Raw genomic sequence first — 14,303 nt, 5'->3', positions numbered from 1 at the left:
TTTATTTATGTCACACAATTCAACTATACATCATATGCTATTTATAGAGGTGATTTTATGTATAATCTAAAACCTAAACCATTTGATTTGGAAACAGTCAAAGGTATTTCTAAGAAACAGCTCGATGACCATTATAAATTATATACAGATTATGTAAACAAATTAAATGAAATTTGGAACACTCCTTATCTACCTACTAATTATACTGATAGTAATCCCACTTATTCTAAAATGCGTAGCTTAAAACTTGGGGAAACATATTCTTTAGATGGCATAAAACTACACAACCTTTATTTTGAAAATATGACTGGTGGCAATAACATCCCTTATGGTCCCATACTTAATGCTATAACAAATCAATTTTCTTCTTATAATAATTTTATCTCTTATCTTACTAACATAGGCTTATCCATGAGAGGTTGGGCAGTTCTTACCATTGATCTACTTGATAACCAGTTACACATTATCGGCAGTGATTCACATGATACTGGCGCTATATGGCAAGCTATCCCTATATTGGTAATGGATGTTTATGAACACGCGTATTTCATGGATTTTGGAACAGATAGGAAAAAGTATATATCCACATTTATTGAAAATATAAATTGGAACATCTTAAATTATAGATACCAAAATTATATTTCCTCAATGCAGTACATTAGTATTACCCGAAATAGATTTTGTCCACATAATATCTTTTAAGGATTCACAAAAAATAAAATTCCTCAAACATAAATGTTTGAGGAATTTCAATTTTATAAAAATTATCTCTTTGAGAACTGAGATGCTTTTCTTGCTTTTTTAAGACCATATTTCTTTCTTTCTTTCATTCTTGGATCTCTTGTTAAGAATCCTGCTTTTTTAAGATCTCCTCTTAAAGTTTCATCAGCTTTTAGTAAAGATCTAGATATTCCGTGTCTTATTGCACCAGCTTGACCTGTGTATCCACCACCGTGTACATTAACTAAAATATCAAATTTATCTTTTGTTCCAGTTAATACTAAAGGTTGATTAACTATAAGCATTAAAGTTTCCAATCCAAAATAGTTTTCTATGTTTCTTTTATTTATAACAATTTTACCTTCGCCAGGTACAAGTCTAACTCTTGCAACTGATTTCTTTCTTCTTCCTGTTCCTATATATTGAACCTTTGCCATTGTATTTCCTCCCTTCAACCTGATTAGTATTTAAGTATTAGTTTTTCTGGATTTTGTGCCTGGTTTTTATGTTCTGGTCCTCTGTAAACAGTCATTTTTTTAAGTGTTTGGCGACCTAATGGTCCCTTTGGAAGCATTCTTCTTACTGCTTCTTCAAAAATAAACTCAGGCTTTTTAACCATTGCTATTCTATATGGAACTTCTTTTAATCCACCTGGATAAAAAGAGTGATGTCTTAACATTTTTTGGTCTAATTTCTTACCAGTTAAAACGATCTTTTCAGCATTTAATACAATTACAAAGTCACCTGTATCTACACTTGGTGTAAATGTTGGTTTATGTTTTCCTCTTAATATTGAAGCTATTTGACTCGCTGCTCTTCCTAAAACTAATCCATCTACATCTACAACGAACCATTTTCTTTCTACTTCTAGTGGTTTTGCTAAATATGATTTCATTATTTTCCCTCCCTGAACTTTTAACAATTGAATTTCTATGCTAAAGACCCGGGGCTAGTGGATCTTATTACACGATAATATATACAAACATTAATAAGTATAATACATTCTTCCTGGTGTGTCAATGTTTTTACACATGATATTTCAACTTTTAATGTTTTAATTTTAATAAAGAACTTCTTCCAAGCATAATCCACCCGGTGGAACGGATTTACCAGCCTTTGCTCTCTCTTTTGACTCAATTATATTCATGATTTCATTAGGTTCAATGTTTCCTTCTCCAACTCGAATTAGTGCTCCCACTATTATTCTAACCATATTATAAAGAAATCCATCGGCAGCAATATATATTTTTATAATCTCTTCATTCTTTATTACATCTAGCTTTGTTATAGTTCTTACCGAAGTTTTTACCGAACTACCTAGATTTTTAAATGCTGAAAAATCATGGGTGCCTATAAAATATTGCGATGCTACCTTCATAGCCACTACATCTAATATTCTTTTGTGATGGTATATGTAATTGCGGCCTACTGCAACAGCCTCACGTCTATTAAGTATAGTGTAACTATAAAGCTTCCCTGTACTATTGTACCTAGAGTGAAACTCATATGGAACCTCAGAAGCATGTAAAATTACAATATCTAAAGGAAGTTTACTATTAATAGCTCCTGTAAACTTTTCCACAGATATTTTGCTGCTTGTATAAAAGTTACCTGTATAACCCTTAGCATGAACTCCAGCATCTGTTCTACTAGAACCAATAATTTGAGTTTCTTCTCCAGTTATATCTTCAATAGCTCGCTCTATTTTTTCTTGGATAGTCATAATACTCTTTTGTCTTTGCCATCCTGCATAATTAGTTCCATCATATTCTATTATAAGCTTTATATTTCTCATAGCTTCACGCCCTTTTATATTTAGCAGAAAATTATGTTCTGCTAACAATAGTAATAACAAGTAGCAACGAAAAAGCAAAACTTGCAATATAATCTTTTTTTGTTATCTTTAGTTGTTTCATTCTAGTTCTTCCCTCTCCACCTTTATAGCATCTTGATTCCATAGCCATTGCTAATTCATCAGCTCTCCTGAAAGAGCTAATAAATAAAGGTACTAAAATAGGAATTAAACTTTTAGCTCTACTTATCAAATTTCCAGACTCAAAATCAGCACCTCTTGCCATTTGTGCTTTCATAATTTTATCAGTCTCATCCATTAACGTCGGAATAAACCTTAATGCAATAGTCATCATCATTGCGAGTTCATGAGCTGGTACCCCTATTCTTTTAAATGGATTTAGCAGGTTTTCTATTCCATCTGTTAACTCTATTGGGGACGTGGTTAGTGTTAGTATTGATGTCCCCATAATTAAAAACACTAGTCTAACTATCATAAATGCGGCAATAATTAAACCTTCTTTATAAATTTTTATAAAATGCCATTCAATTAGTGGCGGGCTTCCATTCCCGCTTGTCATAAAAATATTTAATACCGCTGTAATAAGTAATAAAACTAAAATGGGCTTTAGTCCATTATAAATATATTTAAAGGACAACTTAGCTATTAGTATTGTTGTTATAAGAAATATAATTACAAAGAAATATCCTTCGAAATTATTTACCAAAAATAAATCCACAATGAAAAAAATAGATATTAGTATCTTTAATCTCGGATCTAACTTATGTACAAAAGACTCTCCTGGTATATATTGACCTATTGTAATATCTTTGATCATACAAATTCCTCCAATGTGTTGAAAGAAGCACACATCACTATTATATATATATTGCCTCACTAAGACAAAAATGTTTACTAGTCCACTTTGAATATTCTAAGTAGCTCTTGTTTAGCTTTTTCTATGGTAAATATATCTTCAGATATATCAAATCCTTTATTACGTAAATCCCTAATTAGGTATGTCACCTGTGGTACTGCTAGTCCTACGCTTTCTAATAACTCTATTTCTCTAAATATCTTCTCTGGCGTTCCATCTAGGATACACTTTCCTTTATCCATTACTATAATTCTATTTGCGACCTTGGCTACATCTTCCATACTATGTGATACTAAAATTATAGTCATATCATTTTTTTTGTATAGGTCAACAATTTTACTTAAAATGTCATCTCTGCCTTTTGGGTCGAGACCTGCCGTTGGTTCATCTAGAATTAAAACCTTTGGTTCCATAGCCACCACTCCAGCAATAGCTACTCTTCTCTTTTGCCCACCACTTATTTCAAAAGGTGATTTATCCTTATACTCTTCGTAGTCAAGACCAACAATTTTCATAGCCCTCTGAACTCTTTTATTTATTTCATCATTATCTAGGCCTAAATTATGTGGTCCAAAAGAAATGTCTTTTTCAATAGTTTCTTCAAAAAGTTGGTATTCAGGATATTGAAATACTAGCCCAACTTTTTTTCTTATGCTTGTCAATTTCACATTTTTCTTTGTTATATCTATGTCATCTACTAATAGTCTACCTGATGTTGGTTTTAAGAGTCCATTTATGTGTTGTATTAATGTTGATTTTCCTGAACCTGTATGCCCTATGATTGCTACAAATTCCCCTTGCTTTATTTCTAAGGTTACATTATCTATAGCTTGTTTTTCAAAAGGAGTTTTCGGCATATATATATATGTTAAATTTTCTATCTTAATTGACATAATGCATTCACCATCTCATTTATAGTTAATATATCTGTTCCTATATTAATACCATTTTGTTTAAGTTCATATGCAAGTTCTGTTACCTGTGGTACATCTAGGCCTATTTTTTTCATAACAGCAACATTTCTAAATATTTCTTTAGGCTTTCCATTCATTACAATTTTACCACTATCCATCACTACAATTCTATCCGCTTCTACTGCTTCTTCCATATTATGAGTTATTAAAATTATTGTTATACCATAATTTTTATTTATTTCTTTTATAGTTCGAATAACTTCTTTTCTACCAAATGGATCAAGCATCGCTGTTGGTTCATCAAAAACAATACACTTTGGCATCATAGCAAGAATACCAGCAATAGCTACTCTTTGCTTTTGACCACCTGAAAGTAAATGTGGAGCATGTTTTCTATATTCATACATTTGTACATTTTTTAATGAATCATCCACTCTTTTTCTTATTTCTTTAGAATCAAGTCCCAAATTTTCTGGACCGAATGCTACATCTTCTTCTACAATTGTTGCAACAATTTGGTTATCTGGATTTTGAAATACCATACCTGCTACATTCCTAATGCTCCACAGATTACCTTCTAAAGAAGTTTGTAATCCATCAACAAAAACTTCTCCTTCAGTTGGTATCAATAGTGCATTTATATGTTTAGCAAAAGTTGATTTGCCAGAACCATTGTGACCGAGTACAACTAAAAATTCACCCTTGTTAACCTCTAAATTTAACCCATCTATGGCTACTTTAGGTTGTTCATCTTCACTTTGAGGGTACTTATACACAAGTTTATTACATATAACCATTTTTTCACCCATAAGTGTCACTCCCACCTCTATAAATATACTAAGTTTAAAATCTATTAAAGTAGTTTAACTAACAACTTTAATAGTATATCTTTTTAAAATGTCTTTAAATATTTATAAGAAAATGGGGACTAAGTTTGCTTTAACTTAATCCCCTTTGCTCAAACTATACTAATTCTATTATAGCGAGCTCAGCTGCATCGCCTTTTCTTGGACCAACTTTCATTATTCTAGTATAACCGCCGTTTCTCTCAGCATATTTAGGTGCAATAGTTTCAAATAAATCTTTAACTACGCTTTCTTCAGTAATAAATGAAAGTGCTTGTCTTCTAGCATGAAGATCTCCTCTTTTTCCAAGAGTTATCATTCTTTCAGCAAACTTTCTAGTTTCTTTTGCTCTAGTTACTGTAGTTTCAATTTTACCATACTTCAACAAATTAGTTGCAAGACTTCTGAACATTGCAATTCTTTGATCAGTAGAACGGCCTAATTTACGATACATTGCCATGTATTTCCCTCCTTACTCTTCACTTAGCTTTAAGTTCAAACTCAATGCTTGAAGTTTTTGTTCAACTTCTTCAAGTGATTTCTTACCTAAATTTCTAACCTTCATCATATCGTCCATAGATCTTTCTGTTAATTCCTGAACTGTATTAATTCCAGCCCTTTTTAAACAATTATAACTTCTAACAGAAAGGTCTAATTCTTCAATAGTCATTTCAAGAACTTTTTCTTTCTTATCTTCTTCTTTTTCAACCATTATTTCAACATTATCAGCATGATCTGTTAATGTCATAAATAACTTAAAGTGTTCGATAAGGATTTTAGCAGATAAACCAATAGCTTCATCTGGTCTAATCGTTCCATTAGTCCAAATTTCAATTGTTAATTTATCATAATCAGTAATTTGGCCTACTCTTGTGTTTTCTACAGCAAAATTTACTCTTTTAACTGGAGTATATATTGAATCTACTGGTATCGTAGCTATTGGTAGTTCATCTGTCTTATTTTTACTCATAGACACATATCCTCTACCTCTGTTAACAGTCAGTTCCATATATAGCTTTGCACTATCATCTAATGTTGCTATATGTAAATCATCGTTAACAACTTCTATATCTCCATCAGTTCTAATATCTGCTCCAGTAACTACTCCTGGTCCTTTAGCATCAATATAAATTGTTCTAGGACCCTCTCCATTCATTTTTAATGCTAAGCTTTTGATGTTTAAAATTAATTCTGTAACATCTTCTTTAACACCTTTAACTGTGGAAAATTCATGAAGTACTGTATCAATTTTAACTGCACTTGTAGCAACTCCAGGTAATGAAGAAAGAAGAATTCTTCTTAATGCATTACCCAAAGTTATACCATAACCTCTTTCTAATGGTTCAATTACAAATTTACCATAAGAACCATCTTCAGCAGTTTCTACACATTCAATTTTTGGCTTTTCTATTTCTAACATATAAAACCCTCCTTTTATTTAATTGGCAACCTATTATGAGGGCAACTGATTCTATATTAATGACTATTTGCTGTATAACTCGACGATTAACGTTTCATTAACAGGAACATCTATATCTTCCCTAGTTGGTAACGCTATAACTTTTCCTTCGAATTTCTCTGGATCAGATGATAACCAACTCGGTAAAGTTTTAGGATTTTCAGCAAAAACTTTAAACTTTTCAGTAGCTCTGCTCTTTGCACATGGTGATATTACTTCATTTGCTGTTAAGCTGTAAGAAGGGATATCTACCTTTTTACCATTTACTGTGAAATGTCCGTGAGTTACTAGTTGCCTAGCTTCTTGTCTTGAATTTCCGTAACCTAATCTATAAACTACATTATCAAGTCTAACTTCTAGAAGTCTTAATAGGTTTTCACCTGTTATACCTCTTAACTTGTCAGCTTTTACATAATATCTTCTAAATTGGCTTTCAAGTATTCCGTATATTCTCTTAGCTTTTTGTTTTTCTCTTAATTGTAATCCGTAGTTAGACATTTTTTTCTTACTCTGTCCGTGTTGTCCTGGTGCATAGCCTCTTCTGGCAAATGCACATTTATCTGTAAAGCATCTATCACCCTTAAGGTTTAGCTTCATACCTTCTCTTCTGCAAAGTCTACAAGTAGCTCCAGTATATCTTGCCATTCAAATTACACCTCCTATTTACTATAGTATTTACTAAACTCTTCTTCTTTTTGGTGGTCTGCATCCGTTATGTGGAATTGGAGTAACATCTTTGATTAATGTAATTTCTAATCCAGCTGCTTGAAGTGATCTAATTGCCGCTTCTCTTCCTGCTCCAGGTCCTTTAACTAACACGTCAACACTCTTTAATCCATGCTCCATTGCTGCTTTTGAAGCAGCTTCTGCTGCCATTTGAGCTGCAAACGGAGTACTCTTTCTTGATCCTCTAAAACCTAATCCACCTGCACTAGACCAAGATAAAGCATTACCAGCTGCATCTGTAAGTGTAACGATGGAATTATTGAAAGTAGACTTTATGTGTGCACAACCATGTTCCACATTTTTTCTTTCTTTTTTTCTTCTACTTCTTTTAACTTTTTGAGCCATTGTATTCCCTCCTTACTATTTCTTCTTACCCGCCATTGTTTTCTTAGGGCCTTTTCTAGTTCTAGCATTAGTTTTAGTTTTTTGCCCTCTTACTGGAAGACCTTTTCTATGCCTTATTCCTCTATAACATCCAATTTCCATTAATCTTTTTATATCTAGTGCAACTCTTCTTCTTAGGTCACCCTCAATTAGAAAGTTCTTTTGGATGAATGTTCTTAATTCATTAACTTCTTCTTCACTTAAATCTTTAACTCTTGTGTCAGGATTCACTCCTGTTGATTTAAGAATTCCTTGTGATTTTGGTAAACCAATACCAAATATATATGTTAAACCTATTTCAATCCTTTTTTCTCTTGGTAGGTCAATACCTGCTATTCTTGCCATTTACTGTTTACACCTCCCACATACTTGTTGTTATCATTTTATCATATTTATAACTAATAAAACGACGTAAGTAACACTTGTTATTAATATTTAACACCATTTGTAAATAAAACCGCTTAACCTTGTTTTTGTTTATGCTTAGGATTTTCACAGATAACCATTACTCTTCCTTTTCTTTTTATAATCTTACATTTTTCACACATAGGTTTAACTGATGGTCTTACTTTCATAGCTAACCCTCCTTATTACTTATCTCTCCAAGTTATTCTCCCACGAGTTAAATCATATGGAGAAAGTTCTACTGTAACCTTATCGCCCGGTAATATTCTTATAAAATTCATTCTTAACTTACCTGAAATATGAGCTAATACTTTATGCCCACTCTCAAGCTCTACTTGAAATATTGCATTAGGCAATGTTTCTAATACTACACCTTGCATTTCAATTATATCGTCTTTTGACATAAGGTAATCAAACCTCCTTACTATCTGCGCACTGCAAAAATATTTTAATTTTAGAATTAGTAACCTCTTTTTTAGATAAAATTATATCTCTAATTTCTTCAGCTACTATGTCAGTAATTTTTAGATGCTTAACCTTCTTTTTTTTAGGTTTATCAATCTTTCTTAACTTTCCATCAGAAATATACACATATTCATTATTAAGTATACCTACCACAATAAAACTTTTGTGCATATCTCTTCCCGCTTTAGAATGTACAATCTTACCTATAAGGCTATTTTCCACCAAATCATTCACCTCTATTAGTTCAAAGTTAATATCTCTGGACCATTTTTTAGAATAGCAACAGTGTTTTCATAATGTGCAGATAAACTGACATCTCGTGTTACTACCGTCCATTTATTAGACTTTACTTTAACATAATGCTTTCCTATATTTATCATAGGCTCGATTGCAAGTACCATACCATGAACTAACTTAGGTCCTCTACTTGGAGTGCCATAATTAGGAATTTCAGGATCTTCATGCATTGACTTACCAATTCCATGACCTACAAAATCCCTAACTACCGAGTATCCATAGCCTTCAGCATAACGCTGAATTGCAGCAGATATATCTGACAATCCATTACCGACTACAGCTTTCTCAACACCCTTAAAGAAACTATTCTTAGTGACCTCTATGAGCATTGCAGCTTCATTAGATATTTTCCCTACTGGAAAAGTTCTAGCAGCATCTCCATGATAGCCATTTAATATGGCTCCACAATCTATGCTAATTATGTCTCCTTCTAGTAAAATCCGGTTAGTTGGAATTCCATGAACCACTTCGTCATTAACAGATGTACATATGGAAGCTGGAAATCCACAATAACCCTTAAAGGACGGTTTAGCACCCTGTTTCATTATGAATTCTTCAGCTAATTTATCTATTTCTGCAGTGGTTATCCCAGGTTTTATTACCTGTTCAATTATTTCAAGAGTTTCAGCAACCACTTTACCTGCACTTCTCATATATTGAATTTCCATATCATTTTTTATGTTTATCACTTTTCTATCTCTCCTAAGATACTACAAATACTTTCAAATACACTATTAATTGCTTGTGTTCCATCAACAACTGATAATAAATTTTTGTCACCGTAGTACTTTATCAATGGTTGTGTTTGAGCATCATATATGTCTAACCGTTCGCTAACGGTCTCTTCACTGTCATCAGCTCTTTGTATAAGCACACTTCCACATAGGTTGCATTTCCCTACCATTTCTGGCGGATTAAATGTAACATGATAGCTAGCACCACAGGCAAGGCAAACTCTGCGACCAGTCATTCTATTTAGAATAAATTCTCTAGGAACCTTTATTAATAATGCTGTATCAAGATAGTCACCTTTTTCATCTAATAAAGCTTCTAAGGCTTCTGCTTGTTTTACAGTTCTAGGATAGCCATCTAGTAAAAATCCATTTCTACAATCTTCATTATTTAACCTATCCTTGATTATATCTATAGTCAATCCATCAGGAACTAAATGTCCCTTATCAATATGTTTCTTAGCTTCAATTCCAAGAGGGGTTTTTTCTGAAATATTCTTTCTGAATATATCCCCTGTCGATACATGTGGTATGGAGAATTTATTGCTTATGGATTTCGCTTGCGTTCCTTTTCCGGCTCCCGGAGGACCTAACAAGATTATTCTCATAGTATCATCTCCTGGTATTAATTTATTTAAGGAATCCTTGGTAATGACGCATTACTAACTGTGATTCAAGTTGTCTTAATGTCTCAATCGCAACATTTACCAAGATTAATAACATTGTACCGCCAAAGTATATACCCTTAAACGCAGTAAGTCCCTCTAAGACAATAGGGAATATTGCAACAACAGCCGCAAAAGATCCTCCAATTATTGATATCTTAGTTAATACCTTATCGATATATACTGCTGTATTCTCTCCTGGTCTAATTCCTGGTATAAACCCTGATGATTTATGCATATTTTCAGCCATTTCATCTGGTTTAAATGTTACCTCAGTATAAAACCATGTAAAGAATACTATTATTATAAAATACACCGTGGCATATTTCCAACTATTTTGCACAAATACACTCCAAGGACTTGAATTAATGAACGTTGAAATCCAGGATGTCGGTTTAAGTGCTGCTATTGTTGCTGGAAATGTCATTACTGACATTGCAAAAATTATACCGATAACTCCAGATCCATTTACATTAATAGGAATATGTGTTGATTGTCCTTTAAAAACTTTATTTCCAACTGCTTTTCCAGCATATTGAACAGGAATTCTTCTTTCACTTAAACTTGCTACTACTACTGCTACCAATAATGCTACTAACAGTACAATAAGCATTATAACCTCTACGAAATTTACAGTCCCTGCCTTCTGAAGTCCAGATATTTTATATGCCGTACTAGGTAATCCAGATACAATATTAATAAAAATTATCAATGAAACACCATTACCAATACCTTTACCTGTGATTTGTTCACCTATCCACACCAAAAATGTTGATGCAGTTGTCATCGTTAGTACCACTAAAAATATGGCTAAACTAGATGTATTTGTGAATGCTCCAGTACCAGCAATAATTGCATACATACCAAAGGCTTGTAGCGCACCAAGTACTATTGAAGCATATCTAGTGAAATCTTGTATCCTCTTACGTCCTTCAAGGCCTTCTTTAGAAAGTTGCTCTAAGTACGGAATTGCTATTACAAGTAATTGCATTATGATTGATGCATTTATGTATGGACCAACACCCATAGCAAAAATACTAAATTTACCAAATGCACCACCAGAAAGCATATCATAAAAACTAAATAATGTGCCTCCACCACTAGTTAAAGATGCAAGTTTGCTAGCATCTACGCCAGGAACAGGAATGAAAATACCCATCCTAACAATTACAACCATAAGTAGTGTGAATATCATCCGTTTTCTTAAATCCGGTATTTTCCAGGCATTACGTAGGGTTGATAACATTTAGATCACCTCAACTTTTCCTCCAGCCGCTTCAATTTTTTCAGCTGCTGCTTTAGAGAATTTTGTTGCACTTACAGTTAAATTCTTTTCTAAATTACCATTTCCAAGTATTTTAACTCCGTCATATACTTTTCTTATAACTCTTCTCTCTAATAGCAACTCTGGTGTAACCTCTGTACCATTATCGAATATATTCAGTCTATCTACATTTATACAAGAATATTCTTTTGCAAAAATATTATTAAACCCTCTTTTGGGTAATCTTCTGTATAAAGGCATCTGACCTCCTTCAAATCCTGGTCTCGTTCCTCCACCTGATCTAGAGTTTTGTCCATCTTGACCTCTTCCTGCAGTTTTTCCCCATCCTGATCCGGTACCTCTACCGATTCTCTTAGGAGATTTTTTTGAACCTTCCGCAGGTCTTAGCTCATGAAGTTTCATGTCAACACCTCCTCGTTTTAAACTTCTTCTACTTTTATTAGATATATAACTGAATTGATCATACCTTTGATCTGAGGAGTTTCCTCGTGCTCAACACTTTTTCCTATTTTTCTCAATCCTAAAGCATTAACAGTAGCAATATGTTCTTTTTTTCTACCTATTAAGCTCTTAAGCAATGTTATTTTAACTTTAGCCAAGGTTTTCCCCTCCTATCTTAAAATTTCTTCTATGGTCTTGCCTCTTAATTTAGCAACTTCTTCAACTGTTCTTAAACCTGCTAAACCTTCGATAGTAGCATTGACCACATTTCTTGCGTTACTTGAGCCTAAAGATTTAGCTCTAACATCTTTTAACCCTGCTAATTCCAGAACTGCTCTAACTGGTCCACCAGCTAAAACTCCTGTACCTTCAGCACCAGGCATTATGTGTATAACTGCAGTACCAAACTTACCATCAATAGTATGTGGAATAGTTGTTCCAACCATCGATACTGTTATTAAATTCTTCTTAGCATCTTCTATTCCTTTTCTAATTGCTTCAGGAATTTCTACAGATTTGCCCATTCCAACGCCAACGTGTCCGTTTTCGTCTCCAACAACAACTAATGCGCTGAATCGGAAGTTTCTTCCACCTTTAACAACCTTAGCAACTCTGTTTATATTAACTACTTTTTCTTTAAGATCTAATGTGCTAGGATCTATTTTCATGTGTTTCCCTCCTTTTCTTAGAATTTAAGTCCAGCTTCTCTTGCTCCTTCAGCGAGGTTTTGTACTCTACCGTGGTATACATATCCGCCTCTGTCAAATACTACTTCATCTATTCCCTTTTCAAGTGCTCTCTCTGCAATCATTTTTCCTACTAATTTTGCTGCTTCTATATTACTTCCTAACTTTGGTTCGAAAGCTTTATCCACGCTTGAAGCAGAAACTAATGTGATTTGTGCAACATCATCTATTACTTGAGCATATATGTTCTTATCACTTCTATATACAGCTAATCTAGGTCTTAGTGCTGTACCAGAGATCTTTCTACGAACTCTAAGATGACGTTTAACTCTTGACTTTTGCCTATCTTCTTTCTTGAACAAATCATTCACTCCTTCCTACTTTATTTACCTGTTTTACCTTCTTTACGTCTTACAATTTCTCCAGAATATCTAATTCCTTTTCCTTTGTAAGGCTCTGGCTTTCTCCAAGTTCTTATCTCTGCAGCAACTGCTCCAACTAATTGTTTATCAATACCTTTTACTATAATTTTATTAGGATCAGGTAATATAAATTGGATTCCTGCAACTGCATCTATTTCAACTGGATGTGAATATCCAAGATTTAATGTTATTTTTTCTCCCTTTAATGCAGCTCTGTAACCAACACCAACTAACTCAAGTGTTTTTTCATATCCTTCAGTTACTCCAATGACCATGTTATTAATTAATGATCTTGTAAGTCCATGAAGAGCTCTATGTTCTTTTACATCGCTCGGCCTTGTAACTATCACAGTATTGTCTTCTTTAGCTATAGTCATTTTGGTACTCATATTTTGAGTTAATTCACCTTTTGGTCCTTTTACATTTACAACATTTAACTGCGAAATTGTAACAGTTACTCCATTAGGTATAGCTATTGGAAGTCTTCCTATTCTTGACATACTTACACCTCCTGTATTCTTTTTTTGTCACATACCAATTATTAATTGCTATGTCTCATATATTCCTTTTAAGTACTAATCAATTCATATGTTAAGTCTCATCTTACTTTAAACTCACAACTATCTTGATTTTCCTTGAATTATTTATTATCACTATGTACATAACAAATCAACTTCATTATGTTTTAGAATTATTATACTACCAAATGTAGCAAATAACTTCTCCACCTAGTCCTAATTTTCTAGCATCTCTATCTGCTACTAATCCTTTTGAAGTTGATATTATAGCAACTCCTAATCCGTTCAATACCTTTGGAATATCCTCATTTTTAGAATATACTCTTAAACCGGGTTTAGATATTCTCTTAAGTCCCGTGATAACTCTTTCCTTGTTTTGACCATACTTCATTGCAAGTCTCATCATTGGAACAACGCCATCATTATATTCTTCAATGTTTTTAAGGTATCCTTCTTGAAGCAATATATTTGCAATTTCCTTCTTTATAGTTGAAGAAGGTACTTCTACTATTTCATGTCTAACAACATTAGCATTTCTTATACGTGTTAGCAAATCTGCGATTGGGTCAGTCATAACCATTTTTCGTGCCTCCTTTCATTAGAATGTTCTAATTACCAACTTGCTTTTCTGCAACCAGGAATTTCTCCCTTGTGTGCAAGTTCTCTAAAAC

The 14,303-nt window shown here is 33.2% G+C and carries 24 protein-coding genes and 1 pseudogene; 1 reads left to right on the top strand and 24 read right to left on the bottom strand.

The window, feature by feature from the left end; translation table 11 throughout:
- The first annotated feature begins 57 nt into the window (after positions 1-57).
- Positions 58-702: a superoxide dismutase gene (locus JJE11_RS05115; protein WP_291633284.1), complete on the top strand. Its 645-nt coding sequence runs from the start codon at positions 58-60 to the stop codon at positions 700-702.
- A 62-nt stretch (positions 703-764) separates the two neighbouring features.
- Here JJE11_RS05115 and rpsI read toward each other — a convergent pair whose 3' ends face one another.
- From rpsI to JJE11_RS17720, 24 genes and pseudogenes are all read right to left on the bottom strand, one after another.
- Positions 765-1,157: a 30S ribosomal protein S9 gene (gene rpsI, locus JJE11_RS05110; RefSeq protein ID WP_291633282.1), complete on the bottom strand. Its 393-nt coding sequence runs from the start codon at positions 1,155-1,157 to the stop codon at positions 765-767.
- A 23-nt stretch (positions 1,158-1,180) separates the two neighbouring features.
- Entirely contained in the window at positions 1,181-1,615 is a 435-nt protein-coding gene (rplM, locus tag JJE11_RS05105) for a 50S ribosomal protein L13 (RefSeq protein WP_291633280.1), read from the bottom strand.
- Between the two features lie 165 nt (positions 1,616-1,780).
- Positions 1,781-2,515, bottom strand: coding sequence for a tRNA pseudouridine(38-40) synthase TruA (gene truA / locus JJE11_RS05100; RefSeq protein ID WP_291633278.1), 735 nt, complete (start codon positions 2,513-2,515; stop codon positions 1,781-1,783).
- 31 nt (positions 2,516-2,546) lie between these two features.
- Positions 2,547-3,350 carry an energy-coupling factor transporter transmembrane protein EcfT gene (locus JJE11_RS05095; RefSeq protein WP_291633276.1) on the bottom strand — a complete coding sequence of 268 codons (804 nt, stop codon included), beginning with the start codon at positions 3,348-3,350 and terminating at the stop codon, positions 2,547-2,549.
- 77 nt (positions 3,351-3,427) lie between these two features.
- Positions 3,428-4,282 carry an energy-coupling factor transporter ATPase gene (locus JJE11_RS05090; protein ID WP_291633274.1) on the bottom strand — a complete coding sequence of 285 codons (855 nt, stop codon included), beginning with the start codon at positions 4,280-4,282 and terminating at the stop codon, positions 3,428-3,430.
- Positions 4,267-5,112, bottom strand: coding sequence for an energy-coupling factor transporter ATPase (locus JJE11_RS05085; RefSeq protein WP_291633271.1), 846 nt, complete (start codon positions 5,110-5,112; stop codon positions 4,267-4,269). Before JJE11_RS05085 ends, JJE11_RS05090 begins: the two co-directional genes overlap by 16 nt.
- Positions 5,113-5,266: 154 nt before the next feature.
- Complete coding sequence (gene rplQ, locus JJE11_RS05080; protein WP_291633269.1) at positions 5,267-5,608, bottom strand: 50S ribosomal protein L17; 342 nt, start codon at positions 5,606-5,608, stop codon at positions 5,267-5,269.
- Between the two features lie 12 nt (positions 5,609-5,620).
- Positions 5,621-6,568: a DNA-directed RNA polymerase subunit alpha gene (locus JJE11_RS05075; RefSeq protein ID WP_291633267.1), complete on the bottom strand. Its 948-nt coding sequence runs from the start codon at positions 6,566-6,568 to the stop codon at positions 5,621-5,623.
- 63 nt (positions 6,569-6,631) lie between these two features.
- Positions 6,632-7,252, bottom strand: a complete 621-nt coding sequence (rpsD, locus tag JJE11_RS05070) for a 30S ribosomal protein S4 (protein ID WP_291633265.1) — start codon at positions 7,250-7,252, stop codon at positions 6,632-6,634.
- 33 nt (positions 7,253-7,285) lie between these two features.
- Positions 7,286-7,678 carry a 30S ribosomal protein S11 gene (gene rpsK / locus JJE11_RS05065; RefSeq protein ID WP_291633263.1) on the bottom strand — a complete coding sequence of 131 codons (393 nt, stop codon included), beginning with the start codon at positions 7,676-7,678 and terminating at the stop codon, positions 7,286-7,288.
- A gap of 15 nt (positions 7,679-7,693) precedes the next feature.
- A complete protein-coding gene (rpsM, locus tag JJE11_RS05060; protein ID WP_291633261.1) occupies positions 7,694-8,062 on the bottom strand; it encodes a 30S ribosomal protein S13 in 369 nt (122 codons plus the stop codon).
- 116 nt (positions 8,063-8,178) lie between these two features.
- The gene (gene rpmJ / locus JJE11_RS05055) at positions 8,179-8,292 is read right to left on the bottom strand and encodes a 50S ribosomal protein L36 (RefSeq protein ID WP_007062395.1); all 114 of its coding nucleotides are present in this window, start codon (positions 8,290-8,292) and stop codon (positions 8,179-8,181) included.
- 15 nt (positions 8,293-8,307) lie between these two features.
- Positions 8,308-8,526, bottom strand: coding sequence for a translation initiation factor IF-1 (gene infA, locus JJE11_RS05050; RefSeq protein ID WP_216157251.1), 219 nt, complete (start codon positions 8,524-8,526; stop codon positions 8,308-8,310).
- Between the two features lie 7 nt (positions 8,527-8,533).
- Positions 8,534-8,809 (bottom strand): RNA-binding protein, encoded by a 276-nt coding sequence (locus JJE11_RS05045; RefSeq protein WP_366927908.1) that lies wholly within the window; start codon positions 8,807-8,809, stop codon positions 8,534-8,536.
- 17 nt (positions 8,810-8,826) lie between these two features.
- A complete protein-coding gene (gene map, locus JJE11_RS05040; RefSeq protein ID WP_291633234.1) occupies positions 8,827-9,573 on the bottom strand; it encodes a type I methionyl aminopeptidase in 747 nt (248 codons plus the stop codon).
- Positions 9,570-10,223, bottom strand: coding sequence for an adenylate kinase (locus tag JJE11_RS05035; protein ID WP_291633232.1), 654 nt, complete (start codon positions 10,221-10,223; stop codon positions 9,570-9,572). Before JJE11_RS05035 ends, map begins: the two co-directional genes overlap by 4 nt.
- A gap of 22 nt (positions 10,224-10,245) precedes the next feature.
- Positions 10,246-11,526 (bottom strand): preprotein translocase subunit SecY, encoded by a 1,281-nt coding sequence (secY, locus tag JJE11_RS05030; RefSeq protein WP_291633230.1) that lies wholly within the window; start codon positions 11,524-11,526, stop codon positions 10,246-10,248.
- Positions 11,527-11,967 (bottom strand): 50S ribosomal protein L15, encoded by a 441-nt coding sequence (rplO, locus tag JJE11_RS05025; protein WP_291633228.1) that lies wholly within the window; start codon positions 11,965-11,967, stop codon positions 11,527-11,529. It lies immediately after the preceding gene.
- Between the two features lie 17 nt (positions 11,968-11,984).
- Positions 11,985-12,164, bottom strand: coding sequence for a 50S ribosomal protein L30 (gene rpmD / locus JJE11_RS05020; RefSeq protein ID WP_291633226.1), 180 nt, complete (start codon positions 12,162-12,164; stop codon positions 11,985-11,987).
- A 12-nt stretch (positions 12,165-12,176) separates the two neighbouring features.
- Positions 12,177-12,674, bottom strand: a complete 498-nt coding sequence (rpsE, locus tag JJE11_RS05015) for a 30S ribosomal protein S5 (protein WP_291633224.1) — start codon at positions 12,672-12,674, stop codon at positions 12,177-12,179.
- A 17-nt stretch (positions 12,675-12,691) separates the two neighbouring features.
- The gene (rplR, locus tag JJE11_RS05010; RefSeq protein ID WP_291633222.1) at positions 12,692-13,054 is read right to left on the bottom strand and encodes a 50S ribosomal protein L18; all 363 of its coding nucleotides are present in this window, start codon (positions 13,052-13,054) and stop codon (positions 12,692-12,694) included.
- Between the two features lie 20 nt (positions 13,055-13,074).
- On the bottom strand, positions 13,075-13,614 hold the full coding sequence (gene rplF / locus JJE11_RS05005; RefSeq protein WP_291633220.1) for a 50S ribosomal protein L6: 540 nt from the start codon (positions 13,612-13,614) through the stop codon (positions 13,075-13,077).
- A gap of 199 nt (positions 13,615-13,813) precedes the next feature.
- On the bottom strand, positions 13,814-14,212 hold the full coding sequence (gene rpsH / locus JJE11_RS05000; protein WP_125002884.1) for a 30S ribosomal protein S8: 399 nt from the start codon (positions 14,210-14,212) through the stop codon (positions 13,814-13,816).
- A gap of 32 nt (positions 14,213-14,244) precedes the next feature.
- Positions 14,245-14,303: pseudogene (locus JJE11_RS17720) on the bottom strand (30S ribosomal protein S14); the annotation flags it as partial.

This window comes from Clostridium sp. (genome assembly GCF_016650095.1).
In the GTDB taxonomy this organism is placed as follows: domain Bacteria; phylum Bacillota; class Clostridia; order Clostridiales; family Clostridiaceae; genus Clostridium_AD.
The sequence above is the reverse complement of the archived record's forward strand: the minus strand, read 5'-3'. Positions and strand labels throughout refer to the sequence as shown.

Excerpts from the sequence above, each read along its gene's own strand:
- JJE11_RS05115 (WP_291633284.1), top strand. The coding sequence starts at position 58 with ATGTATAATCTAAAACCTAAACCATTTGATTTGGAAACAGTCAAAGGT.
- rpsI (WP_291633282.1), bottom strand. The coding sequence starts at position 1,157 with ATGGCAAAGGTTCAATATATAGGAACAGGAAGAAGAAAGAAATCAGTT.
- rplM (WP_291633280.1), bottom strand. The coding sequence starts at position 1,615 with ATGAAATCATATTTAGCAAAACCACTAGAAGTAGAAAGAAAATGGTTC.
- truA (WP_291633278.1), bottom strand. The coding sequence starts at position 2,515 with ATGAGAAATATAAAGCTTATAATAGAATATGATGGAACTAATTATGCA.
- JJE11_RS05095 (WP_291633276.1), bottom strand. The coding sequence starts at position 3,350 with ATGATCAAAGATATTACAATAGGTCAATATATACCAGGAGAGTCTTTT.
- JJE11_RS05090 (WP_291633274.1), bottom strand. The coding sequence starts at position 4,282 with ATGTCAATTAAGATAGAAAATTTAACATATATATATATGCCGAAAACT.
- JJE11_RS05085 (WP_291633271.1), bottom strand. The coding sequence starts at position 5,112 with ATGGGTGAAAAAATGGTTATATGTAATAAACTTGTGTATAAGTACCCT.
- rplQ (WP_291633269.1), bottom strand. The coding sequence starts at position 5,608 with ATGGCAATGTATCGTAAATTAGGCCGTTCTACTGATCAAAGAATTGCA.
- JJE11_RS05075 (WP_291633267.1), bottom strand. The coding sequence starts at position 6,568 with ATGTTAGAAATAGAAAAGCCAAAAATTGAATGTGTAGAAACTGCTGAA.
- rpsD (WP_291633265.1), bottom strand. The coding sequence starts at position 7,252 with ATGGCAAGATATACTGGAGCTACTTGTAGACTTTGCAGAAGAGAAGGT.
- rpsK (WP_291633263.1), bottom strand. The coding sequence starts at position 7,678 with ATGGCTCAAAAAGTTAAAAGAAGTAGAAGAAAAAAAGAAAGAAAAAAT.
- rpsM (WP_291633261.1), bottom strand. The coding sequence starts at position 8,062 with ATGGCAAGAATAGCAGGTATTGACCTACCAAGAGAAAAAAGGATTGAA.
- rpmJ (WP_007062395.1), bottom strand. The coding sequence starts at position 8,292 with ATGAAAGTAAGACCATCAGTTAAACCTATGTGTGAAAAATGTAAGATT.
- infA (WP_216157251.1), bottom strand. The coding sequence starts at position 8,526 with ATGTCAAAAGACGATATAATTGAAATGCAAGGTGTAGTATTAGAAACA.
- JJE11_RS05035 (WP_291633232.1), bottom strand. The coding sequence starts at position 10,223 with ATGAGAATAATCTTGTTAGGTCCTCCGGGAGCCGGAAAAGGAACGCAA.
- secY (WP_291633230.1), bottom strand. The coding sequence starts at position 11,526 with ATGTTATCAACCCTACGTAATGCCTGGAAAATACCGGATTTAAGAAAA.
- rplO (WP_291633228.1), bottom strand. The coding sequence starts at position 11,967 with ATGAAACTTCATGAGCTAAGACCTGCGGAAGGTTCAAAAAAATCTCCT.
- rpsE (WP_291633224.1), bottom strand. The coding sequence starts at position 12,674 with ATGAAAATAGATCCTAGCACATTAGATCTTAAAGAAAAAGTAGTTAAT.
- rplF (WP_291633220.1), bottom strand. The coding sequence starts at position 13,614 with ATGTCAAGAATAGGAAGACTTCCAATAGCTATACCTAATGGAGTAACT.
- rpsH (WP_125002884.1), bottom strand. The coding sequence starts at position 14,212 with ATGGTTATGACTGACCCAATCGCAGATTTGCTAACACGTATAAGAAAT.